This is a genomic window from Streptomyces sp. NPDC048483 (assembly GCF_040651455.1).
Lineage (GTDB): Bacteria > Actinomycetota > Actinomycetes > Streptomycetales > Streptomycetaceae > Streptomyces.
This window is the reverse complement of record NZ_JBEZJZ010000040.1, coordinates 1-22,907: the sequence shown is the minus strand read 5'-3', so window position 1 is coordinate 22,907 and position 22,907 is coordinate 1. Positions and strand designations below refer to the sequence as shown.

The 22,907-nt window shown below is 70.8% G+C and carries 18 protein-coding genes and 1 rRNA gene; 8 read left to right on the top strand and 11 right to left on the bottom strand.

Features of this window, described 5'->3' with window-relative positions; translation table 11 throughout:
• Window positions 1-316: 316 nt before the first annotated feature.
• Window positions 317-1,018 (bottom strand): HAD hydrolase-like protein, encoded by a 702-nt coding sequence (locus tag AB0D04_RS21035; protein ID WP_362705318.1) that lies wholly within the window; start codon window positions 1,016-1,018, stop codon window positions 317-319.
• A 79-nt stretch (window positions 1,019-1,097) separates the two neighbouring features.
• Window positions 1,098-1,604: a hypothetical protein gene (locus AB0D04_RS21030; protein ID WP_362705316.1), complete on the bottom strand. Its 507-nt coding sequence runs from the start codon at window positions 1,602-1,604 to the stop codon at window positions 1,098-1,100.
• Between the two features lie 286 nt (window positions 1,605-1,890).
• Here AB0D04_RS21030 and AB0D04_RS21025 point away from each other — a divergent pair, with 286 nt between their 5' ends.
• Window positions 1,891-2,949, top strand: coding sequence for an Rv3235 family protein (locus AB0D04_RS21025; protein ID WP_362705314.1), 1,059 nt, complete (start codon window positions 1,891-1,893; stop codon window positions 2,947-2,949).
• Window positions 2,950-2,999: 50 nt separating this feature from the next.
• On the opposite strand, the gene secA is transcribed toward AB0D04_RS21025, so the two are convergent.
• On the bottom strand, window positions 3,000-5,831 hold the full coding sequence (gene secA, locus AB0D04_RS21020; RefSeq protein ID WP_362705312.1) for a preprotein translocase subunit SecA: 2,832 nt from the start codon (window positions 5,829-5,831) through the stop codon (window positions 3,000-3,002).
• A gap of 241 nt (window positions 5,832-6,072) precedes the next feature.
• Here secA and AB0D04_RS21015 point away from each other — a divergent pair, with 241 nt between their 5' ends.
• Together AB0D04_RS21015 and AB0D04_RS21010 are read left to right on the top strand one after the other, a co-directional pair.
• Window positions 6,073-6,696 (top strand): GNAT family N-acetyltransferase, encoded by a 624-nt coding sequence (locus AB0D04_RS21015; protein ID WP_362705310.1) that lies wholly within the window; start codon window positions 6,073-6,075, stop codon window positions 6,694-6,696.
• A 70-nt stretch (window positions 6,697-6,766) separates the two neighbouring features.
• Window positions 6,767-7,975, top strand: coding sequence for a crosslink repair DNA glycosylase YcaQ family protein (locus AB0D04_RS21010; protein ID WP_362705308.1), 1,209 nt, complete (start codon window positions 6,767-6,769; stop codon window positions 7,973-7,975).
• A gap of 69 nt (window positions 7,976-8,044) precedes the next feature.
• On the opposite strand, the gene AB0D04_RS21005 is transcribed toward AB0D04_RS21010, so the two are convergent.
• The 7 genes from AB0D04_RS21005 to mtnA all read right to left on the bottom strand — a co-directional run bounded on the left by AB0D04_RS21005 (window position 8,045) and on the right by mtnA (window position 16,646).
• Window positions 8,045-8,794 carry a response regulator transcription factor gene (locus tag AB0D04_RS21005; protein ID WP_362705306.1) on the bottom strand — a complete coding sequence of 250 codons (750 nt, stop codon included), beginning with the start codon at window positions 8,792-8,794 and terminating at the stop codon, window positions 8,045-8,047.
• Between the two features lie 233 nt (window positions 8,795-9,027).
• Window positions 9,028-9,720, bottom strand: a complete 693-nt coding sequence (raiA, locus tag AB0D04_RS21000) for a ribosome-associated translation inhibitor RaiA (RefSeq protein ID WP_362705303.1) — start codon at window positions 9,718-9,720, stop codon at window positions 9,028-9,030.
• 318 nt (window positions 9,721-10,038) lie between these two features.
• A complete protein-coding gene (locus AB0D04_RS20995; RefSeq protein WP_362705301.1) occupies window positions 10,039-10,740 on the bottom strand; it encodes a phosphoribosyltransferase family protein in 702 nt (233 codons plus the stop codon).
• Between the two features lie 91 nt (window positions 10,741-10,831).
• Complete coding sequence (locus AB0D04_RS20990) at window positions 10,832-12,712, bottom strand: LpqB family beta-propeller domain-containing protein (protein ID WP_362705298.1); 1,881 nt, start codon at window positions 12,710-12,712, stop codon at window positions 10,832-10,834.
• Window positions 12,702-14,735 carry an MtrAB system histidine kinase MtrB gene (gene mtrB, locus AB0D04_RS20985; protein WP_362705295.1) on the bottom strand — a complete coding sequence of 678 codons (2,034 nt, stop codon included), beginning with the start codon at window positions 14,733-14,735 and terminating at the stop codon, window positions 12,702-12,704. The genes AB0D04_RS20990 and mtrB overlap by 11 nt, the downstream gene beginning before the upstream one ends.
• A 64-nt stretch (window positions 14,736-14,799) precedes the next feature.
• Window positions 14,800-15,477 carry a two-component system response regulator MtrA gene (mtrA, locus tag AB0D04_RS20980; RefSeq protein WP_030416996.1) on the bottom strand — a complete coding sequence of 226 codons (678 nt, stop codon included), beginning with the start codon at window positions 15,475-15,477 and terminating at the stop codon, window positions 14,800-14,802.
• Window positions 15,474-16,646 carry an S-methyl-5-thioribose-1-phosphate isomerase gene (gene mtnA / locus AB0D04_RS20975; RefSeq protein ID WP_362705292.1) on the bottom strand — a complete coding sequence of 391 codons (1,173 nt, stop codon included), beginning with the start codon at window positions 16,644-16,646 and terminating at the stop codon, window positions 15,474-15,476. Before mtnA ends, mtrA begins: the two co-directional genes overlap by 4 nt.
• 152 nt (window positions 16,647-16,798) lie before the next feature.
• Here mtnA and AB0D04_RS20970 point away from each other — a divergent pair, with 152 nt between their 5' ends.
• From AB0D04_RS20970 to AB0D04_RS20950, 5 genes are read left to right on the top strand one after another with little or no spacing between them, the layout of a single operon-like run.
• Window positions 16,799-18,151 (top strand): hypothetical protein, encoded by a 1,353-nt coding sequence (locus tag AB0D04_RS20970; protein WP_362705289.1) that lies wholly within the window; start codon window positions 16,799-16,801, stop codon window positions 18,149-18,151.
• Between the two features lie 4 nt (window positions 18,152-18,155).
• Window positions 18,156-18,848 (top strand): DUF4129 domain-containing protein, encoded by a 693-nt coding sequence (locus AB0D04_RS20965; protein ID WP_362705287.1) that lies wholly within the window; start codon window positions 18,156-18,158, stop codon window positions 18,846-18,848.
• Window positions 18,845-20,074, top strand: a complete 1,230-nt coding sequence (locus AB0D04_RS20960) for a DUF4350 domain-containing protein (protein WP_362705284.1) — start codon at window positions 18,845-18,847, stop codon at window positions 20,072-20,074. Before AB0D04_RS20965 ends, AB0D04_RS20960 begins: the two co-directional genes overlap by 4 nt.
• Complete coding sequence (locus AB0D04_RS20955) at window positions 20,055-21,020, top strand: MoxR family ATPase (protein WP_362705281.1); 966 nt, start codon at window positions 20,055-20,057, stop codon at window positions 21,018-21,020. The genes AB0D04_RS20960 and AB0D04_RS20955 overlap by 20 nt, the downstream gene beginning before the upstream one ends.
• An 8-nt stretch (window positions 21,021-21,028) precedes the next feature.
• Entirely contained in the window at window positions 21,029-22,339 is a 1,311-nt protein-coding gene (locus tag AB0D04_RS20950) for a DUF58 domain-containing protein (RefSeq protein ID WP_362705278.1), read from the top strand.
• A 301-nt stretch (window positions 22,340-22,640) separates the two neighbouring features.
• Here AB0D04_RS20950 and rrf read toward each other — a convergent pair.
• Window positions 22,641-22,757, bottom strand: a 5S ribosomal RNA gene (rrf, locus tag AB0D04_RS20945).
• Window positions 22,758-22,907: the final 150 nt, after the last annotated feature.

The following is a 22,907-nucleotide window of genomic DNA, read 5'->3' as shown; positions in this document are numbered from 1 at the left end:
GAAAGGGCCGTGCCGTGTTCGACGAGTGTTGACACAGTCGACATGGGCCTGTGGCCGCAAAGACCAGCGACCGCCCGGTCACGGTGGTGTCCCGGGCGCACGGCGGGGGCCTCGATGCCCCCGCGGGTTATCGCGCTGATCACGGTGCAAGGCTATCGCTCCCGGCATGGGTGCCGTCATGGGCCGTGTACGTACAAAACCCCACTGCGAACTTAGACCATCCGGACAACGTCTGGCCGTGCCGGATGTGCGATGGCACGACGCGGTCGGGGTGCGGGGCGGCGGCATGCAGACGGGCTGCCCTGCCCCCTCCCGGCTACGCGACCACGCCTCCCCGCGCCAGCTCGGCAGCGGCCTCCACCGCCTCGGCGAGTGTGTCCACCACCGGCGCCCCGGCCGCCTCCAGGCTGGAGCGGCTGTGCGAGCCGCCGGTGTAGAGCACCGCATGCGCCCCCGCGTCCCGCGCGGCCACCGCATCGTCCGCCGCGTCACCGATCACGACCGTACGCGCCGGATCCACGCGCCGCAGCGCCGCCAGATGCCGCACCATGTGTGCGCTCTTGCTGCCGCCGGACGGCCCGGTCCGGCCGTCCACCCGCACAAAGCGCGTCTCGATCCCGAAGCCGCGCACCAGCGGTATCAGCTCGTCGTGGCCGAACATGCTGAGTATCGACTGGCTGTGCCCGGCCGCCTGCCACCCCTCCAGCAGCAGATCCGCCCCCTCGGCCAGACCGCAGCGCACCCGGTGCTCGCCGTAGTGCCGGTGGAAGGCCTCGTCCATCACCAGCCACTCCGCGTCCGACGGCATCCGCCCCAGCAGCCGCTCGTAGAACCGCGGAATGGGCACGCAGTACAGCTCTCGGTAGCGCTCCAGCGTGATCGGCTCCAGCCCGATCTCCGCGAAGGCGGAATTGGTCGCTCCGATCACCGCATCGGTGTCGTGGAACAGCGTGCCGTTCCAGTCCCACACGATGTGCGCCGCGGGCCCGGCCCCGTTCGTCCCCATGTTCGTCCCCATGAAGAAAAAGTACCCGCCCGCACCGACAACGCCGCAGAGCGGCCGCCGACGGGGCACTCACCCCGGCCCGCGCCCGCCCTCACTCCACCAGGTGCGGAATCTCCTGCACCCCGAACCACATCAGGTCGTGATCCGCCGCGCCGTCCACCACGAACTGCGCGTCGTCATCCCCCTGGTCGGCCGCGCCGAGCGCCGCCGCGGCCGCCGCGACATCCGCCTCCGCGTCGGCGGCATCCACATGCACCGCCGCCGCCTTCGTGAGCGGCACCGGCCCGGCCACCCGCACCTCACCCAGCGCCGACTCGTCCAGCCCCCGGTCCGGATCCGCCACGGCCGCGCCCTCCGGCACGTCCACCGCGACCACGACCCGCCGCCGCGCGGCCTGCGGGTCGCCGGCGATCCGGCGCAGCGAGGCCTGGGCCGCCCGGTTCAGCGCCGCGTACTCCAGCTCCTCGATGTCGTCCGAGACGTACCACTCGCGCAGCGCGGGCGTGACGGCATACGCGTCCAGGGGGCCGGGGGCCAGCTCACCGCTTTTGTGCGCCTCTGCGAGACCGGAAAGGGTCAGGGGGACATAGACGCGCATGGCAGCCGCTTCCGCTCACTTCGCTCGACTCTGAAGAATGCTCAGCCAGCATACGGGCGGGAGTCCCCCATCGGGCCGCCCCCACACCCCCCGCGCCGCCCGCTCCAGACCCCCAACCCGCCCTCCTCCCAAGGCCATTTCCCAAGCCCGCACCACGATCGGGTGAATTCCCCGCACCCCGGCGGGCACCCCTCGCTCGCCTTGCTGCCCACTCCGCCCCGCCGATAGAAGATCCCCCGAAGCTACCGCTCGGTAATCAACCAGCCCGGTACAAGGGGGGCACCACATGACCAGCACCAACCACCCCACGGAAGCAGGAACACACCCCGCCGCCACGGCCCGTACGTCTCCACCGGCGGACACGGACGCAGATCTGAGCCGGACCCCCGGAACCGTCACAGAGCCGCCTCACAGCAGCGCCCCGGCTCCGTCACCGCGGCACGGCAGCGACGCGCCTGCGGCACCGCCCCACGGCAACGGCCCGCCCCTCGTCGGCGGCCCCGCACCCCGCTCCACGCCCCTCTCGTCCGGTCCCCGTCCGGCTCCCCCCGCCGACGCCGCGACGACGCCCGGGACCGTCCCCCGGCCCCGCCAGGCCCCCGCCGCCGAACGCACGGCCCCCGCCGCCGACGATCCCGGCACCCCTGCCCCTCGGCCCCGCACCGACCCCGATGCCGCCACGGCCGCCGGTCACCCGGCCGAGCCCGCTCCCGCCACTCGCCGCGCCCTGAGCAGCGGCCGCGGGCCCGGCGCCGGCCCCGGCCGCGGCCCCGCCCGTACGCGCCCCGGTGGGCCGTCGACGACCAGCCGCACCACCCCGGGCCGCTTCCTGCCCACCGACCCGCCCCTGAGCCGGCCCCCACACCGGACCGGCCCCGCAGGTGCCGCCGGCCGCCGCTCCACCACCGACGACGCAGCCACCGCAGCGGCCGCGACCGCAGCCGCCCGTCTGCCCACCGTCGGCGCCCGGCGCCGGGCCCACGAGCAGCGGCCGCACAACTGGTTCGCCCGTCAGCTGCTGCTCACGCTCAGCGGGCAGCGCCCCGTACACGCCCTGCTGGGGCTCACGCTGCCCGCCGCGTACGACCGGCTGGTCGAGCTCGCCCCGCAGGCCCCGCTGCGGCCCGCCGCCCGACCGGGCCGCCTTGCGCCCCTCCCCGCCCTCCACGAGTGCGGGCTGTGCCGACCGCGCACCGGCGTCATCGAGGCGTTCGCCCGCATCGCGTCCGGCGACCGCCTCCGCGCCCTCGCCTTCCGCCTGGAACTCTGCCCCGACACCCGCTGGCGCTGCGCCGCCTTCGACATCGGCCCGACGCCCGCCCCCTGGGTCCCGGCGCCCCGCTAGACACACAAAAGCGCCCCGGCCGTCACAGCCGGGGCGCCCTGTTGGCGTGCCTACTTCTTGCGGCGGCGCCCGCCGCCCTTCTGCGCCTTGCGCCGCTCCGCGCGCGTCAGCCCGTCGGCCTCCGAGCGGGCCGGGCCCTCGCCGTCCTCGTCGCTGACGAAGTCACCCTCGATGACGCTGCCGTCGCCGTCCACCTTGGGCGCGGAGAAGTGCAGCCGGTCCGGACGCTGCGGGGCCTCCAGGCCCTTGGCGTGGATCTCGGGGCGGCCCGCGCCGGCCGGGACGACGTCCGCTTCCTTGGCCAGGGAGGGCTGCTCCGCGGCCTCCTGCACCGGGACCTCCTCGACCTGCTGCTCCACCTGGACCTCCAGGTTGAACAGATAGCCGACGGACTCCTCCTTGATGCCCTCCATCATCGCGGTGAACATGTCGTAGCCCTCGCGCTGGTACTCGACCAGCGGGTCCTTCTGAGCCATCGCCCGCAGGCCGATGCCCTCCTGGAGGTAGTCCATCTCGTAGAGGTGCTCGCGCCACTTGCGGTCCAGGACTGACAGCACGACCCGGCGCTCCAGCTCGCGCATGATGTCCGAGCTGAGCTGCTCCTCACGGGCGGCGTACTGCTCGTGGATGTCGTCCTTGACGGCGTCGGCGATGAACTCGGCGGTGATGCCCGCGCGGTCGCCGGCCTCCTCCTCGAGCTCCTCGACGGTGACCTTGACCGGGTAGAGCTGCTTGAAGGCGCCCCACAGCCGGTCCAGGTCCCACTCCTCGGCGAAGCCCTCGACGGTCTCCGCCTGGATGTAGGCGTCGATGGTGTCTTCCATGAAGTGCTTGATCTGATCCTGCAGGTCCTCGCCCTCCAGGACGCGGCGACGCTCGCCGTAGATGACCTCGCGCTGGCGGTTGAGCACCTCGTCGTACTTCAGGACGTTCTTACGCGTCTCGAAGTTCTGCTGCTCGACCTGCGACTGGGCGGACGCGATCGCCCGCGTCACCATCTTGTTCTCGATGGGTACGTCGTCGGGGACATTGGCCATCGCCATGACCCGCTCGACCATCTGGGCCTTGAACAGCCGCATCAGGTCGTCACCGAGGGAGAGGTAGAACCGCGACTCGCCGGGGTCACCCTGACGCCCGGAACGGCCGCGCAGCTGGTTGTCGATACGGCGCGACTCGTGCCGCTCGGTGCCCAGGACGTAGAGCCCGCCGAGCTCCTTGACCTCCTCGAACTCCGCCTTGACCGCGGCCTCGGCGCGTTCCAGGGCGGCGGGCAGCGCGGCCGCCCACTCCTCGACGTGCTCGACCGGGTCCAGGCCGCGCTGGCGCAGCTCCGCCTCGGCGAGGTCATCGGGGTTGCCGCCGAGCTTGATGTCCGTACCACGGCCGGCCATGTTCGTGGCGACCGTCACGGCGCCCTTGCGGCCGGCCTGCGCGATGATCGGCGCCTCCCGGTCGTGCTGCTTGGCGTTGAGCACCTCGTGGGCCACGCCGCGCTTGTTGAGCTGCTGGGAGAGGTACTCGGACTTCTCGACCGACGTGGTGCCGACCAGGATCGGCTGGCCCTTCTCGTGCTTGTCGACGATGTCCTCGACGACCGCGTCGAACTTCGCGGGCTCGGTGCGGTAGATCAGGTCGGCCTGGTCCATCCGGACCATCGGGCGGTTCGTCGGGATCGGGACGACGCCGAGCTTGTAGATCTGGTGGAACTCGGCGGCCTCGGTCATGGCCGTACCGGTCATGCCGGAGAGCTTGTCGTAGAGGCGGAAGAAGTTCTGGAGGGTGATCGTGGCGAGCGTCTGGTTCTCGTCCTTGATCTCCACCCCCTCCTTCGCCTCGATGGCCTGGTGCATGCCCTCGTTGTAGCGGCGGCCGGCGAGGATACGGCCGGTGTGCTCGTCGACGATCATGACTTCGCCGTCGATGACGACGTAGTCCTTGTCGTTCTTGAACAGCTCCTTGGCCTTGATCGCGTTGTTGAGGTACCCGACGAGCGGGGTGTTCACCGACTCGTAGAGGTTGTCGATGCCCAGCCAGTCCTCGACCTTGCTGACGCCGGACTCATGGATGCCGACCGTGCGCTTCTTCTCGTCGACGTCGTAGTCGCCGGTCTCCTCGACGCCGCGCTGCGGGTTGGCGGCCTCGCCCCTCTTGAGGCGCTGCACCAACTTGGCGAAGTCGCCGTACCACTTGGTGGCGGAGTCCGCCGGGCCGGAGATGATCAGCGGCGTACGGGCCTCGTCGACGAGGATCGAGTCGACCTCGTCGACGACCGCGAAGTTGTGGCCCCGCTGGACGAGTTCGTCCTGCGACCAGGCCATGTTGTCGCGCAGATAGTCGAAGCCGAACTCGTTGTTCGTGCCGTAGGTGATGTCGCAGTTGTACTGCTCACGGCGCTGGGCCGGCGTCATGTCGGCGAGGATGCAACCGACGGTCAGACCCAGAAACTTGTGGATCCGGCCCATCATCTCGGAGTCCCGCTCGGCCAGGTAGTCATTCACCGTGATCAGGTGGACACCCTTGCCGGACAGCGCGTTGAGATACGTCGGGAGGGTACCGACGAGGGTCTTGCCCTCACCAGTCTTCATCTCGGCGACGTATCCGAGGTGAAGGGCCGCGCCACCCATCAGCTGGACGTCGTAGGGGCGCTGGCCGAGCACCCGCCGCGAGGCCTCACGGACCGTGGCGAACGCCTCGGGCAGCAGGTCGTCCAGGCTCTCCCCGTCCGCGAACCGCTCTTTGTACTCATCCGTGAGCGCCCGCAGCTCGGCGTCGGAGAGGGCCGCGAAGTCCTCTTCGATGGAGTTGACCTGGCCCGCGATGCGGTGCAGTTTGCGCAGGATCTTTCCTTCGCCTGCACGCATGAGCTTGTTGAAGACGGACACTTGGGCTGGTCTCCTTGCCGGTCGGGCCTGGCACGGTCGAGTGCGCGGGGCGCGGCATTTTTCCAGGGACAGGCCCCGCCGCAACGGCCATCGTAAGGGAGGACACTGTCAGGCCGGGAGGTTAGGCGCAGCGACGGCAGGTATGCCCTCCTCACGTGAACGCGTGAGCGCGCGAGAAGGTGCCGGGAATCACCACGAAATCCCGTCGCGGCAGACCACCCGGCCCCCGCAGACTCGCTGTATGGAGCCTGTCATCCTCACCTCCGAGCGTCTTTTCCTGCGCCCTTTCGAGCCGTCCGACGCGACCGCGGTCCACACAGCATGTCAGGAACCCGACATCCCGCGCTGGACGAGCGTCCCCTCTCCCTACGGCATACACGACGCGGAGCAGTTCGTCGGCACTGCAGCCCCGGAGGGCTGGCACACCGACACCAGCTACTCCTTCGCCGTGCTCTCCCGGGCCGACGGCTCCCTGATCGGCGCCATGGGCCTGGTACGCCTGGCCCTGCTGCGCACCTCCGAGCGCCAGGCGGAGCTGGGCTACTGGACGGCCAAGGAGCACCGCGGCAAGGGGTACACCGTGGAGGCGGCCCGCGCGGTGGTGCACTGGGCGTTCGCGGATCTTGGGGTGGAGCGAATGGAGTGGCTCGCCGAGGCGGGCAACGAGGGCTCCCGTGCGGTGGCCCGCAAGGTCGGCTTCCAGATGGAGGGCACCCTGCGCGCCAAGCTGGTCCACGAGGGCACCCGGCGGGATGTGTGGATCGGGTCACTGCTCCCGTCCGACCTGCCCCCGGCACCCGAACCGCCCGGCTCCACCGGCAGGCCCGTGCCGGACACCACGCCCTACCTCCCGTACCGGGGCTGAGGACGGCGGTACGGCCCGGCCCGGCCCCGCAGCCGGGCCGTTGTCAGTGCCCACCCCTACCCTTTCCCCCATGACCGCAGTGCCGCGCACCCAGCCTCTGCCCCCGCCCGTGACCGCGCTCTCCCGGGACGATGCCCGGCGCATGGCGCTGCGGGCCCAAGGCCTGATGGGCGCCCCGGACCGGCGGGCGGGCGTGCGCGGGGCGCTGCGGCATTTGGGCGCAGTACAGCTGGACACGATCTCGGTGCTGGCCCGTTCCCATGAGCTGGTGGCGTACGCCCGCCTCGGCGCCGTCGGCCGCACCGCCGTCGAGACCGCCTACTGGGCCGACGCCCACAGCTTCGAGTACTGGTCGCACGCCGCCTGCATCCTGCCCATCGAGGAGTGGCCGCACTTCGCCTTCCGCCGCCGGGCCTACCGCGCCAAGGGCCACCGCTGGCACATCATGGAGGACTCCGAACGCTCCTGCGCCGCCGTTCTGGACCGGCTGACGGCGGACGGCCCGCTGACCACGTCCGAGCTGGGCGGCGGCCGGAAGGGCGGGGAGTGGTGGGACTGGTCCGAGACCAAGATCGCGGTGGAGTGGCTGCTGGACACCGGCCAGGTGGTCTGCACGGAGCGCCGCGGCTGGAAGCGGGTGTACGACCTCGCCGAGCGCGCCGTCCCCGACGCCCTGCTGCACGACGATCTGGACGACGCCGAGTGCCTGCGCCGTCTGGTCGCCCAGGCGGGCGCCGCGATGGGCGTGGCCACCCGCGCCGATCTCGCCGACTACCACCGCCTCAAGGGCGAGCAGGTCGACGCCGCGATCGAGGGCTCGGGCCTGGTCCCGGTCGAGGTCGAGGGCTGGGGGAAGCCCGCCTGGGCCGATCCCGCCGCCCTGTCCGCCCCGCCCCGCGGGCGGCACCGCACCACCCTGCTCTCCCCGTTCGACTCCCTCGTCTGGGACCGCCCGCGTACGGAGCGGATCTTCGGCTTCACCCACCGCCTGGAGGCCTACGTCCCGCGCCCCCGGCGGATACACGGCTATTTCGCGATGCCCGTGCTGTCCGGCGGCCGCCTGGTGGGCCGCGTCGACCCGGCCCGCGAGGGCACCACCCTCGTCGCCCGCCAGGTCTCGATGACGGGCCCCAAGGCCGTGCCCCGCGTGGCCCGAGCCCTCCACGAGGCCGCCACCTGGGTGGGCTGCGACTCCGTACGCCTGGACCGCTGCGACAACGCTCAGCTCGCGGAGGCCCTCCGCGCAGAACTCACTCACATGAGTGACAAGCCCGATTAGGCCCCTGCGGCTCTTCCGAGGGCCCGGGAGGCCCCCGGACCGAGCGCGGGCCCCCGTAAGGTCACCGGCTCACCGGATCTCGAGAATCTTCTCCCGCATCGCATACACCACGGCCTCCATCCGGGAGTGCAACTGCAGCTTCTCCAGGATGTTGCGCACATGATTTTTCACGGTGTTCTCGGAAATAAAGAGCTCTTTGGCGATATCGCGATTGTTCATGCCGGTGGCGACGAGCTTGAGAACCTCGAGCTCGCGGTCGGTGAGCCGGGGCGCGGGCACCAGCCGACGCTCGTCCGTGCGCTGGATCATCGACTTGAACTCCGTCAGGAGCTTGGACGCCATCGACGGGCTGATCTGCGACTGGCCGTCCGCGACCGCGCGGATTGCGGTGGCCACCTCGTCGGTGGAGATCTCCTTGAGGAGATACCCCGTGGCGCCGGCCTTGATGGCGTCGTAGAGATCGGCCTCTTCATCGCTGATCGTCAGCATGATGATCTTCGCGCTGGGGGCCACCTCCTTGATGGAGGTGCAGGCCTCGATACCGCCCCGCTTGGGCATCCGTACGTCCATCAGCACGATGTCGGGCAGCAGATCGGCGGCCTTGTCGACCGCCTCCGCGCCGTCCCCGGCCTCGCCGACGACCTGGATGTCCTCTTCCTGGGCCAGAACGATCTCCAGGCCTCGCCGGAAAAGCGCGTGGTCATCCACAACCAGGACCCGGATCGGCTCCTTGCGTGGCACGCTCGCGGCGGCGCCGTCCCCGATACCCCGTCCCTCGTCGTCCGCGCCGTCACTCACGGGCCCGAAACCGTCCCCCATCGTTCCTCCCCGTCAACTACTCGGCCGAAGGGCCAGAGCTTGGATATAAGGCTGGTTGACAACAGCCCCGTGCGGCCAGCCCGATCAATGCCATACGACCGTCTCCCCGGCAAGTAGGCGTTTCGCGTCCACAAACTCCCTGGCTGGCACAAACACTATACGGCTTCAACTCCTGCTTTCTTCAGGCACGATGGTGCCCCCGGCGCGCGCCGGGGGCACCGAGCGGACGATTGTCAGCCGCCGAGCGCGCCGCCCGCGCCCCCCGGCTCTTCGTCCCCGAACGAATCGGGGTTCAAGTGGATGACGCCGTAGTCGTATGCATGCCGCCGGTAGACGACACTCGGCAGCTTCGTGTCGGCGTCGACGAAGAGATAGAAGTCGTGTCCGACCAACTCCATCTCGTAGAGCGCCTGGGTGAGCGTCATCGGCGCTGCCGAGTGGGTCTTCTCGCGGACCACCAGGGGACCTTCGCCCAGGACGTCGAGCGAGCCCATCTTCGTGGTCGGCACCGTCGGCTCGGTCTCGCTCTCGGTGGCGAGCTCACCATTGGTGTTCAGGCGCGCGGCGTCGGGGACGCTGACGGCGACATCACTCGCCGGGATGCGGCCGTTGCCGCGACGTGAGAAGCGCTTGTCGTGCTGTTTCCGCATGCGCGCCTCGAGCTTGGCGGTGGCCAGGTCCAGCGCGGCGTACGGGTCGGCTGCGGCCGCCTCGGCCCGGACCACCGGGCCACGGGAGCGGAGGGTGATCTCCACTCGGTCGGAACGGTCGGCCTGCCGCGGGTTGGGCTCCTTGGACACCTCGACGTCCAGGCTGATCACCTTGGCGTCGAGCTTCTGGACTTTCTCCAGCTTGAGCTTCTCGGCCACGTGCTTGCGGAACCGCTCGGGCACCTCGGTCTTGCGGCCCTTGACGACGATGTCCACGCAGAACTCCGTTCCCGGATCGCTCCGCTACGCAGGCGGAGCGACTCCTTCTTGCACCAGGCTCCGGTGAGTGCCGAAGCCTCGGACTTGGCGACTTTCACCTCCTCCTCCCCCAAGGACAAGCTCTCCACTCCCACGTTTTCAGGGTTGCCTCAAATGCTCCCAAACGCACCCATCACGACATCCGAGGCAAAGCGTCTGCCAAGTCCTCACAACCGAACATAGCTCTCCTGGAGGGCTGTCGGCACCCCCTTGCGACCACCAGCTCCGTTTGGGTGATTTTTGCCTGTCATTACCTGCAACGATCAATTCCCTTGGTCAGTTCCAGTTGAGTGCGAATGCGCTGCGGGTTGCCGCGACCACCGCCGCCCCGGCCACCCGGCCGCCCGCCGCGGCAACCGCCCGCGCCGCCTCCGCGAGCGTGGCCCCCGTCGTCACCAGATCGTCCACCAGCACCACTGGCGCCCCCGTCAGCAGCCTCCCGGCCGCGCCCGGCACCTCCAGTGCACCGGCCACATTCGCCAGTCGCTGCGGGGCGCTCAGCCCCGCCTGGTCGGCCACCGTGCGGCGCTGCCGCAACACCGTGAGCACCCGTACCCCGGCGCCGCTCCGCCGCAGGTCGGCGGCGGCCGCCAGCGCGATTCTGCGTACCGGATCATGGCCCCGGCCGGCCACGGATCTTCGGCTCGACGGCACCGGTACGAGCACCGTGGCCCGGCCGCCGGCCGGCACCCGCCGCACGGCCCTGGCCAGCGTCGCCCCCAGCGGCCGTGCCAGCCGCAGGGCACCGCGCTCCTTGTGCGCCAGCAGTACGGCCCGCACCTCGTCGTCGTACGGCGCTCCGGCCCACACCCGGGGCAGCCCGGCAGGTCCCGGCCGCGGTGTCACCCGTCGCGCACCGCGCCCGTCACGCGACAGCGCCCGGCGACAGTGCGCACACAGCTCCGTACGCGGCCGGCCGCACCCCGCGCAGTCGACCGGCAGCACCAGACCGGCCAGCTCCCGCCATACACCCTGCATGACTCCAGGGTCCCGCCGACGGCGCCGGGCCACCACCCCTGTGGACAACCTCGGCGGACCGTGCCGCGAGCTCACCCCGGACGGACCGGCCTCACCCCGGATAGACCGGCGCCGTACCTTCCGTCGCCACCGTCTTCCAGTTCGCATCCGGAGGCAGCCGCACAATGCCCTCGGTGGCGTCGGCGATCAGCGGCCGGGTCTCGTCCTCCGAGGCCGCCACCGCCTTGACGCCGTTGACTCCGGGCAGTGTCTGCGCGTTGGATGCCGAGCCGTCGGTCTCCATGAACTGCATCTGCTGCACCCCGCCGGACTCCCGCCCGACGACCACCAGGCGGCTGCCGCCCGCCCAGGAGGCGGCCACGACGTCCTCCAACTGCGGTGCGATCGGACGCAGTTCCTCCACCGAGAGCTCCGGGTGCGCCGAGGAACCACCCCGCTCGACCCGGCCGAGCTGGAGCGTCGTACGGCCCTTGTCCTCCACCAGCATCGCGATCCGGATGCCGTCCGCAGCCACCCGGATCGCCTTGATCCGGCGCTTCCCGAGACCGGGCACCGCGACCTCTTCGGGGTCGCCCTGCCCCTCACGCATCCGCAGCAGCCGCGAGCCGTGGGAGTCGCGGTCCGCGATCCACAGGTCGTCCAGGCCGTCCCAGCTCGGCGCGGTCAGCCCCTCGTCCGGGTCCTTGACGGAGCCCTCGGAGGTCAGCAGCGGGGCGCCGCGCTGGATGCCGTCCTCCAGGCCGGCCACGTACAGCGACCGGCCGTCGCCCGACACCGCGGCCGCGGTGGTCTCGCCGCGCGAGATGGCGACCGAGCGCAGCGGGGTCTTGCCGGTGCCGAACGGGCCGCGCACCGGTGTCGGTTCGGTGGCGGAGTCGGACATGGCGACCACCTTGTGGTCGGCGTCGATGAAGTACTCCTGGGCGGAGTGACCTGCGTTCCGGGTCGGCGAGAAGTCGCGTTCGGCCTGCTCCTGGTTCAGCGCGCACAGGGAGTTGCCGTCGGCGTCCTCCAGGTCCACCTGGCTGATCTTCGACGCGCGTGTCATGTCCTGGACGGTGAAGAAGAGCTGGGCCGCCATCCGCTTGCACTGGCTGTTGTCGGTGCTGGTCGCGTGCTTGCTCAGCTTCACCCGTAGCGCGTTGGAGTCGTCCAGCGACAGATCACGCGTGGCGAGCCGGGTGCCGGACGGGAACTCCGACGACGTCACCTGGCTGAGCCAGTCCGTGGGTCCGGACAGCAGCGCCTCCACACTGGCCGTGATCGGCTCTATCCGCTGGCGCAGATACACCGGGTCGGCGACCAGGACGTTCCGGCTCGCCTTCGGTCCCGACGACTCCGACTTGTAGGACGCGAAGTAGTACTTGTTGACGGAACGGTAGATCCGCTGGAAGTCGGACTGCCCGAGCACCAGCCCGTCGGGCAGCTGGTCGATGCGCCACTGCCCGTCCTCCTTGATGAGGTGGATCGTCTGGCGGTACTGCTTCTCCTCCGGCGTGTAGGCGTGATTGGCGTCCACCTTCGCCACCTGGCTGCCGGACAGCGTGACGGTGTAGCCCTTCCCGTTCTCACGGTTGGGCTGCACCTGCGGCTCCGGCTTGGGGCGCTCCTGGAGCACATCGGTGACGCGGAACGGCTGCCAGTTGCGGGCCGATTTGGCCAGATACTGCCTGGCGGTACGGAAATCCGCCTCGTCGCTGGTCGTCGCGTCCAGGAAGCTGCGGACGATGTTCGTCGGCTGCGCGCCGTCCTGCGGGGGAACGCCGTAGACCCGCACCTGCGAGTCGCCGTCGGCGCGCGGCGACTGATCGACCCCCTTGACGTCGCCGCTGTCCGGCATCGAGGCGCACCCGGCCAGCAGTACGGCGACGCAGCCGAGCAGCGCGGTCTTCCGCGCCCTGCCGGTTCCCCTGCGGGGGCCCGTACCGGACGTGTGTCCCGCCTGCCCCTCGCCTCCGCGCTCAGTGTCCACGCAGCTCGCCTTCCCGCTCCACGCCCCGTCCGGTGTCCTGCCCGGTCCCTCCGTCGCCGGCCGCGCCGCCATGGGACGGCCCGTCGGTGCGCGCGTCCTCGCCGTGCGCCGTGCCGTCACTCCGTACGCCCCCGGTCTGCGACACCACGCGGGCGCCGCCGCTGCCGGGCAGCGCCGTCGGATCGGCCGCGGGGCGCGCCGCGGCCCGCGGCTCCGCCGCGCGCGGCTGCACCGGGATCGTGGACGCCTTGCCGCCGGCGCGCTGCCCCGCCTCGTCCAGGCCGCGGTTGCGCCGCGAGTCCTCCGGCTCGAGAGGTATGGGGGAGCCGCGCAGCGCCTCACCGGCCGTACGGGGCAGCGTCAGTCGGAACTGCGAGCCGCCGCCGGGCTCGCCCCAGGCCTGCAGCCAGCCGCCGTGCAGCCTGGCGTCCTCGACGGCGATGGACAGGCCCAGGCCCGTGCCGCCCGTCGTACGGGCCCGTGCCGGGTCCGCGCGCCAGAAGCGGTTGAAGACCCGGGTCGCCTCGCCGGGCTTGAGGCCGACACCGTAGTCACGCACCGCGATGGCCACCGCGCCCCCGGAGTGGCCGCCGGCGGACGCCAGCCGCACCACGACATCGCGGCCCTCGCCGTGCTCGACGGCGTTGACGACGAGGTTGCGCAGCACCCGCTCGACCCGCCGGGTGTCCGCCTCGGCGATCACGGGCCGCTCGGCGCCGCGCACCACGATGGTGGTGCCCTTGGCCTCGGCGAGCGGTTCGGCGCCCTCGATGACACGGTGGACGACATCGCGCAGGTCTATCGGCTCGGCCTCCAGCGCGGCAGCGCCCGCATCGAACCGGCTGATCTCCAGCAGTTCCGCGAGCAGCGACTCGAAGCGGTCGAGCTGGCCGCGCAGCAGCTCGGCGGAGCGCGCGGTGGCCGGGTCGAATTCGTCCCGCACCTCATGGATGACGTCGGCGGCCATCCGTACGGTGGTCAGCGGCGTACGCAGCTCGTGCGAGACGTCGGAGACGAACCTGCGCTGCATCCGGGACAGCTCCTCCAGCTGCTGGATCTTGACCTGGAGGTTCTGCGCCATCTTGTTGAAGGACTCGCCGAGCCGGGCGATGTCGTCCTCGCCGGTGACCTTCATCCGCTCCTGAAGGAGGCCCGCGGCCAGCCGCTCGGAGATCCCCGCGGCCATCCGTACGGGTGTGACAACCTGCCGCACCACGAGCCAGGCGATGGCCCCGAGCAGGATCACGACAAACACCCCGGCTGTCGCGAGCGTCCCCGTCACCAGCTTCAGGGACTCCGCTTCCTGGCTGAACGGGAAGAGGTAGTAGAGCTGGTACTGGTTGCTGTTGACGTCGTTGAGGCGCTTGCCGATGATCAGCGCCGGCACGCCGTCGTCCGACCCGATCCGCTTGATCTGGGTGTACTGGCGGAACGTCCCGGACTTGATGTCCAGCTTGCGCCGCAGCTCGGCGGGCACGCTGCGCTCGGGATCGACGTCCCCGGAGGCGCGCGGGCCGCGGGTGCCGGGGCTGGAGTCGCCGAACGGTTCGTCGGAGTCGGAGCTGAGCGCCACGACGGAGAAGACGCCCTGCCCGCCGCTGGCGAGCTGCTCGACCAGGCCGGTCAGCCAGGTCGCGGAATCCTGGGTGCCGCGGTTGCCGGTGCGGGCGGCGTCTTCGGGCCGGGTGTCGTCGGCACCGTCGGCCATCTTCTGGGCGACGCTGAAGCCGCCCACGGCCTGGCTCTGCGCGGCCTGCGCCTTGGCGGTGAGCAGGCCGTTACGGACCTGGCCGACGACCACGACGCCGAGCAGCAGCACCACCGCGAGCGACATCAGCAAAGTGGTCGCGACGACGCGCAGCTGGATGTTGCGCCGCCACAGCCGCAGGGCGGGCAGCAGCGGCCGCCGCACCCAGCGGCTGAAGAGCCGCAGCACGGGGTGTACCGGTCCGCTGACCGCGCCGTCGGGCAGCAGCTGCCCACCGCGCAGCAATCGAGCCGACAATCTACCCGAAAAGGACATTTTCCCCTTCGGGTCGACGGAACGCCCCCGCTTTCCCTCCGGGGCCGCACCGTCCCGGGTCATCTCAGCTCGGCCCGGCCTTGTAGCCGACCCCGCGCACGGTCACCACGATCTCCGGACGCTCCGGATCCCGCTCGACCTTGGAACGCAGTCGCTGCACATGGACATTGACCAGCCGGGTGTCGGCGGCGTGGCGATAGCCCCACACCTGCTCCAGCAGCACCTCACGCGTGAACACCTGCCACGGCTTGCGCGCCAGCGCCACCAGCAGATCGAACTCCAGCGGGGTCAGCGCGATGGACTGCCCGTCCCGCTTCACCGAGTGGCCGGCCACATCGATGACCAGGTCACCGATCGCCAGCTGCTCGGGCGCGGGCTCCTCCGAACGCCGCAGCCGGGCCCGGATCCGGGCTACCAGCTCCTTCGGCTTGAACGGCTTGACGATGTAGTCGTCCGCCCCCGACTCGAGCCCGACCACCACATCCACGGTGTCGCTTTTCGCGGTCAGCATCACGATCGGCACCCCGGACTCGGCCCGGATCAGCCGACACACCTCGATGCCGTCCCGTCCGGGCAGCATCAGATCGAGAAGTACAAGATCGGGCTTGGTCTCGCGGAAAGCGGCAAGGGCCTTGTCACCGTCCGACACGAACGACGGTTCAAAGCCTTCGCCGCGCAGCACGATGCCGAGCATCTCTGCCAGTGCGGTGTCGTCGTCGACGACCAGGACGCGTCCCTTCATTCGGCCATCATCCCATTACCTGATCGTGACTTACTCCATCGTGACGTGGAACACACCCGAGCAAGCCCGTCCCGCGTGACCGGCGAGACCGCTCCGGCCTCCGTCACGATCGCCGTCACCAGCTCGGGAGGAGTCACATCGAAGGCCGGGTTGTAGGCCTGCGCGCCCAACGGCGCCACCGCGATCCCGGCGCCGGATCCCGCCCCGGAACCCTGTCCGTACGGCAAAGAGAGCTCCGTCACCTCGCTGCCCGGCCGCTGCTCCACCTCGATGTCCGCCCCCTGCTCCGTCTCCAGATCCACCGTGCTGGTCGGCGCCACCACCACGAACGGCACATGGTGATACCTGGCCAGCACCGCCAGCGGATAACTGCCGATCTTGTTGGCCACCGACCCGTCCGCCGCAATGCGGTCCGCGCCGATCAGTACGGCGTCCACCTCACCCACGGCGAACAGCGACCCCGCCGCCCCGTCCGCCAGCACGCTGTACGCCATGCCCGCGCGCGCCGCCTCGTACGCCGTCAGCCGCGCCCCCTGCAGCAGCGGCCGCGTCTCGTCCACCCACAGCCGCTGCAGCTCACCGGCCCGGTGCGCCGCCCGCACCACCGCCAGGGCGGTCCCCTCGCCTCCGGACACCAGCGCACCCGCATTGCAGTGGGTGAGAATCCGGTGGCCGCCGCCCGGCAGCAGCTCTCCCAGCAGCGCCAGGCCGTGCTCCGCCATCCGCGCGCTGGCCTCGATGTCCTCCGCATGCACGGCCCGCGCCTCGGCCAGCGCGGCCGCCGCGGCAGCATCGACACCGGCCCCGCGGTCGGCCGCCTCGCGATAGGCGGCGGCCGCCCGCCGCACGCCGTAGCCGAGATTGACCGCGGTCGGCCGGGCATACGCCAGCGAGTCCGCCGCATCGTCCACATCGAACCCGCGCGCCGCGGCCAGCGCGACACCGTAGGCACCCGCGATGCCCAGCAGCGGCGCACCGCGCACCGCCAGCGTCCGGATCGCCTGAACCAGCGCCGGAACGTCCGTACAGACCAGCTCGGCCTCCTCCGCCGGCAGGCGGGTCTGATCAAGGAGGACCACAACGGGTCCCTCGGGTGGTTCCTCCCAACGCAACGACGGGATGGGGAGCGCCTGCGCGCCCGCCTCGGATACCTCGTACTGATCGGCCATTGGTTCAGTCTGCCGCCGACACCGCTCCGAACAGAAGGTCCTTCACTGCTCAGGGCTCGGGTACACAGAGCCATCCGCCATGACACGATGACTGACACCGCGGACCCCGGACCCCGGCCGCTCCGGCGGACGGGCAGCAAGAAGGAGCGAAGATGAACGACTCTCCGGGTTGGGCCTCGCCCGGATCCTCTCCCTCCGACGAGCCGGACCGCGGCACCCAGGAGCAGCCCGCCCACCAGACCGCCCCGGACGAACCCGCCGCCGAGCAGCCGTCCCCGCCGAACTGGTCGAAGGAACAGCCGCCCGTCGGCCAGTGGTCGTCCCCCACCGGGATCCCCGGCCAGGCAGGCCCGGCCGACCACCACGCCCACGGCAGCGGCCGCACCCGCGCCGGCGGCACCATCCCCGGCCAGGGCGGCTGGAACGGCCCGGCGGGCTCCCCGATGTGGGGCGGCGGATCCGGCTGGGCCCCGACGCCACCGGCCGCCAAACCCGGCGTCATCCCGCTGCGCCCCCTCGGCGTCGGCGAGATACTCGACGGCGCGGCTTCCACCATGCGCGCGCACTGGCGCACCGTGCTGGGTATATCGCTGGTCATCGCGGTCGCCTCGCAGACCCTCATCACGATCATCAACGGGCTGTGGTTGCGGGGCCCCGGCAGCCGGTCCGCCTTGGACGGCTCCTCCACCCCTGCCCTGCACGAGGTCATGCGCGACCAGGGCAACTCCCTCGCCGTAAACGGCGTCACCTCGCTGATCGGGCTCCTCGCCACCCTCATCTCCACCGGTCTGCTGACCATGGTCATCAGCCGTGCCGTCCTCGGCCGCCCGGTGACCACCGCGCGGGCCTGGCAGGACGCCCGCGGCCAACTCCCGCGCCTGCTCGGCCTGCTGCTCCTGCTTCCCGCCATGCTCCTGGCCGTCACAGCGGTCGGTCTGGCCCCGGGCATCGTCCTCGCCATGTCCGGCGCATCGGCCATGGCTGTCCTCCTCATCCTGCTCGGCGGGCTGGCCGCGATGATCGTGACCGTCTGGCTGTGGGTCCGCTACAGCCTCGCCGCCCCGGCACTGATGCTGGAGAAGCAGGGCATCATCACCTCCATGCGCCGCTCCGCCAAGCTCGTCAGGGGCTCCTGGTGGCGGGTGCTGGGCATTCAGCTTCTGGCCTACCTCCTGGTTGCGCTGGTCGCATTCATCGTCCAGATCCCGGCCACCGCCATCGCCTTCCTCCTCGACGGCGACGGCCTGATGGACTGGGTGTACGGCTCCAGCAACAACACCGGCTGGAACTTCCTGGTCGTCATGGGCATCGGCTCCGTCATCAGCTCCGCCCTCACCTTCCCCATCAGCGCGGGGGTGACCTCCCTCCTCTACATGGACCAGCGCATCCGCCGCGAGGCCCTCGACCTCGAACTCGCCCGCGCCGCAGGCCTCCCCGGCTACGGTGCAGACAGCACGGATACGGTCGGCCCCGGCACCCCCGCAGACACCACTCCGGGAAGCTGATGCGGTGACAACAGGGGGGAACACGGCCGCGCTCGGACGGCTCATGGCGCGCGCCGGCGATGACATACCGGTACGGACCCCGCGCCTGCCCGCCCGCGAAGCGGCGGAGCGCGAGCTGTCCGACCCCCGGTACCACCAGCACGATCCCAATCCGGTGCAGCAGGGCCTGAATTGGTTCTGGGAACGCATCGACGATCTCTTCGGCGTGGCTGCCGGCACCACACCGGGCGGCTGGATCGGCCTCGTCACCGTCGCCGCGGTGGTGCTGCTGCTGATCGTCGCACTACGGCGGCGGCTCGGCGCGATGCGCCGCACCCCGACCACCGGCGGCGCGCTCTTCGCCGATGTCCCCCGGACCGCCGCCGAGCACCGCTCGGCCGCCGACCGGCATGCCGCCGAGGGCCACTGGAACCAGGCGATGCAGGAACGCATGCGCGCGATCGTCCTCGCCCTCGAAGAACGTGCGGTGCTCACGCCCGGTCCGGGCCGTACCGCCGACGAGGCCGCCGCAGCAGCCGGACGGGCACTTCCCCCACATGCCGACCGACTCGGTGCCGCGGCCCGCCTCTTCGACGACGTCACATACGGCGGCCGCTCTGGTACGGAGCGGGAGTACGACCTCTTGACCGCCCTCGACAACGACCTGCAGCACGCCAAGCCCCGTCTCACTGCCGCCCCGACCAGGAGCCGCGGATGACCACGGCCACCACGGACCCCGTCGCGCTCCCCCCCACCGTCGGCCATCTGTGGCGGCGGTCCCGAGGGCTGCTGCTCGCGCTCCTCCTCCTCGTTGTCACCGGCGTGGTGCTCGCGGCCCTCCAGTCCGGCGAACAGCACGGCAGACTCGACCCCCGCTCGGCGGACCGCACAGGCAGCCGTGCCCTCGCGCAGCTCCTGGCCGCCCACGGCGTCACCTCCCAGGTCGTGACCACCTCCGAGGAGGCCGCCGCCGCGGCCGGCCCCGGCACCACGCTCCTCCTCACCGACCCCGACATCCTCACCCCACAGCAGCTGACCGGACTGCGCACCGCGACCGCACACACCCCCGGCCGTATCGTCCTGCTCGCCCCCGGTCCGGCCACCCTCGAAACCTTCACCCCCCACATCACGGCGGAGCACCCGACCGACAACTCGACCCGCGCCCCCGCCTGTTCGCTGCCCGCAGCCCGCCGGGCGGGCACTGCCCTCATGGGCGGCCTCCGCTACGTGGCCCCCGACGGCACGGCCGACCGCTGCTACCTCAGCGGCGGCCGGCCCACCCTCCTGCGGCTCCCGGCCCCGGACGCCGGCCGCGACACCGTGCTCCTCGGCTCCCCCGACTTCCTCTACAACCGCCACCTCGCCAAGCACGGCAACGCCTCGCTGGCACTTCAACTTCTCGGCGCCCACAAGCATCTGATCTGGTACCTCCCCTCCCTAAGTGACCCGTCGTCCGCCCAGGACGACCAGCGCGGCTTCCTCGACCTCATCCCTTCCGGCTGGAGCTGGGGCCTGCTCCAACTCGCCTTCGCCGCCGCCTTCGCGGCCCTCTGGCGCGCCCGCCGGCTCGGCCCCCTGGTGCCCGAACACCTCCCGGTCACGGTGCCGGCCGCCGAGACCACCGAAGGCCATGCCCGCCTCTACGAGCAGGCCAACGCCCGCGACCGCGCCTCCACCGTCCTGCGCGCCGCCACCCGCACCCGACTCGCCCCCCTCATCGGCGTGCCTCCCGCGCACGCCCACACCCCGGACTCCCTTCTCCCTGCCGTTCACGCCCACTTGCCCCAGGCACCCACAGCCGAAGCCGAGCTGCACACCCTGCTCTTCGGCCCGGCACCCGCGGACGACACGGCCCTGGTGCAACTGGCCGACCAACTCGACGCACTCGAAATCTCGATCGTTTCCCAAGAGAGGCACGCCCCCCGTGAGCACCCCGACCGCTGACAGCGCCCGAGCCTCACTCGAAGCTGTCCGCACCGAGATAGCCAAGGCCGTCGTCGGCCAGGACCCCGCCGTCACCGGCCTGGTCGTCGCGCTGCTCTGCCGCGGCCATGTGCTCCTCGAAGGCGTCCCCGGCGTCGCCAAGACCCTGCTCGTACGCGCCCTGTCAGCCACCCTCGAACTCGACACCAAGCGCGTCCAGTTCACCCCGGATCTGATGCCGAGCGACGTCACCGGCTCCCTCGTCTACGACGCCCGCAGCGCCGAGTTCTCCTTCCAGCCCGGCCCCGTCTTCACCAACCTCCTCCTCGCCGACGAAATCAACCGCACACCCCCCAAGACCCAGGCCTCCCTCCTTGAAGCAATGGAAGAGCGCCAGGTCACCGTCGACGGCACCCCCCGGCCCCTCCCCGAGCCGTTCCTCGTGGCCGCCACCCAGAACCCCGTCGAGTACGAGGGCACCTATCCACTGCCAGAGGCCCAACTCGACCGATTCCTGCTCAAGCTGACGATCCCGCTGCCCACCCGTCAGGACGAGCTGGACATCCTCACCCGCCACGCCGACGGCTTCAGCCCCCGTGACCTCAACGCCGCAGGCCTACGCCCCGTAGCGTCCGCCGCCGACCTCGAAGCGGCTCGAGACGCAGTCGCCAAGACCGCCGTCTCCCCCGAAGTCACCAGCTATATCGTCGATATCTGCCGTGCCACTCGCGAATCCCCCTCGCTCTCTCTCGGCGTCTCCCCCCGAGGCGCCACCGCCCTGCTCTCCTCTTCTCGAGCCTGGGCCTGGCTCACCGGCCGCGACTACGTCACCCCCGACGACGTCAAAGCCCTTGCGCTCCCCACACTCCGACACCGCATCCAGCTCCGCCCCGAGGCGGAGATGGAGGGAGTCACCGCAGACTCCGTAATCAACGCCGTGCTCGCTCACCTCCCCGTCCCCCGCTGAGCGACGCCGTGGCCCTCACCGGACGCACCACCCTCATCGCCGCAGTCGGAGCCCTCTTCGTCGGCTTCGTGCTCCCCAACTGGCTCGGTGTCCTCACCGTCCAACTCACCCTGCTGATAGCAATTTTGTGCGACCTCGCACTCGCTGCGCCAGTGCGAAAGCTCCATTTCACCCGAACCGGTGACACAACCGTTCGACTCGCTGGCGAGGCTCACACCAGCCTCACCATCACCAACCCTGGCCGTCGCACCCTGCGCGCCCAGATCCGCGACGCATGGCCCCCAAGCTCTTTCCACCCCGGCACGGACATCCCCGCATCCCGCAACACCGTCCGCATCCCCGGCGCCGAACGCAGACGCCTCACCACGACGCTCCGCCCCACCCGCCGCGGTGACCATCACTCAGTCCGCGTGACGGTCCGCTCCTACGGACCACTCGGCCTGGCTGCCCGGCAGGGAAGCCACCACGTCCCCTGGACGCTGCGCGTCCTGCCACCCTTCACCAGCCGCAAACACCTTCCCGCCAAGCTCGCCCGGCTCCGCGAACTCGACGGCCGCACCAGCATCCTGACGCGGGGTGAAGGCACCGAATTCGACAGCCTCCGCGACTACGCGCCCGGCGACGACACCCGCTCCATCGACTGGCGCGCCACCGCCCGCCGTCAGACCCTCGCCGTCCGCACCTGGCGGCCCGAACGCGACCGTCGCATCCTGCTCGTCCTGGAAACCGGCCGCACCTCAGCAGGCCGCGTCGGCGACATCCCCCGCCTCGATGCCTCCATGGACGCTGCCCTCCTCCTCGCCGCCCTGGCTGCACGCGCCGGCGACCGGGTGGACCTCCTCGCATACGACCGCCGTGTACGAACCTCCGTACAGGGCCGCACCGCCCTCGACCTGCTCCCGGCCCTGACCGACGCCTTGGCCCCCCTCGAATCCGAGCTTGTGGAGGCGGACGCCCGCGGCCTGGCCGCCGCAATCCGCCACCGCACCCCGCGCCGGTCCCTCATCGTCCTCTTTACCGGCCTCGACACGGCTCCCGTAGAGGAGGCTCTCCTGCCGGTCCTCCCTGGCCTCACCCAGCGCCACGAACTCATCGTCGCCGCCGTCGCCGACCCCCGCATCGAAGAAATGGCCGCCGGCCGCCACACTCCCCAGGCCGTCTACGCAGCCGCCGCCGCAGAACAGTCCCGGGCCGCCCGCCGCCGCACCGCAGACCGCCTCCGCCACCAAGGCATCACGGTCATCGACTCCACCCCCACCCACCTGGCGCCAGACCTGGCCGACGCCTACCTCACCCTGAAGTCCACCGGCCGCCTCTGACAGAACCGCCCGCCCCCACACAGCACAAAACCTGCCCTAAGAGAGGGGCAGGGTTGTCTGCTGTGTGGGGGCGGGCGGTTCATCGAGGGCGCTACGGGGGCCGTGACAGCCACCGCCCGATCAAGAGTTACTGATTTGCCCGCCCGCTGGCATGCCCTCTCCCCTGAACACCTGTTCCCTAGACGCGGAAAAACCCCGCACCATGCTCCATCGCCGCGCCGTTCTTCGGGCCGATGCCCCAACGCAAAAATGCCTCGTTCCCCGAGTCGAAACTCGGGGAACGAGGCATTTTCCAAAGATTGTTCGGCGGCGTCCTACTCTCCCACAGGGTCCCCCCTGCAGTACCATCGGCGCTGAAAGGCTTAGCTTCCGGGTTCGAAATGTAACCGGGCGTTTCCCTAACGCAATGACCACCGAAACACTATGAAGTTAACCAACCGGAGCACAGCTCAACGGTCGTTACTTCAGAACCTACACAGTGGACGCGAGCAACTGAGGACAAGCCCTCGGCCTATTAGTACCAGTCAACTCCACACCTTACGGCGCTTCCATATCTGGCCTATCAACC

Coding starts and splice junctions, on each gene's coding strand:
- AB0D04_RS21030 (WP_362705316.1), bottom strand. CDS start 1,604: ATGCGCGTCTATGTCCCCCTGACCCTTTCCGGTCTCGCAGAGGCGCAC.
- AB0D04_RS21015 (WP_362705310.1), top strand. CDS start 6,073: ATGGAGCCTGTCATCCTCACCTCCGAGCGTCTTTTCCTGCGCCCTTTC.
- AB0D04_RS21025 (WP_362705314.1), top strand. CDS start 1,891: ATGACCAGCACCAACCACCCCACGGAAGCAGGAACACACCCCGCCGCC.
- mtnA (WP_362705292.1), bottom strand. CDS start 16,646: ATGGCCGATCAGTACGAGGTATCCGAGGCGGGCGCGCAGGCGCTCCCC.
- AB0D04_RS21035 (WP_362705318.1), bottom strand. CDS start 1,018: ATGGGGACGAACATGGGGACGAACGGGGCCGGGCCCGCGGCGCACATC.
- mtrB (WP_362705295.1), bottom strand. CDS start 14,735: ATGTCCTTTTCGGGTAGATTGTCGGCTCGATTGCTGCGCGGTGGGCAG.
- AB0D04_RS20970 (WP_362705289.1), top strand. CDS start 16,799: ATGAACGACTCTCCGGGTTGGGCCTCGCCCGGATCCTCTCCCTCCGAC.
- AB0D04_RS20960 (WP_362705284.1), top strand. CDS start 18,845: ATGACCACGGCCACCACGGACCCCGTCGCGCTCCCCCCCACCGTCGGC.
- AB0D04_RS21010 (WP_362705308.1), top strand. CDS start 6,767: ATGACCGCAGTGCCGCGCACCCAGCCTCTGCCCCCGCCCGTGACCGCG.
- mtrA (WP_030416996.1), bottom strand. CDS start 15,477: ATGAAGGGACGCGTCCTGGTCGTCGACGACGACACCGCACTGGCAGAG.
- AB0D04_RS20995 (WP_362705301.1), bottom strand. CDS start 10,740: ATGCAGGGTGTATGGCGGGAGCTGGCCGGTCTGGTGCTGCCGGTCGAC.
- AB0D04_RS21005 (WP_362705306.1), bottom strand. CDS start 8,794: ATGGGGGACGGTTTCGGGCCCGTGAGTGACGGCGCGGACGACGAGGGA.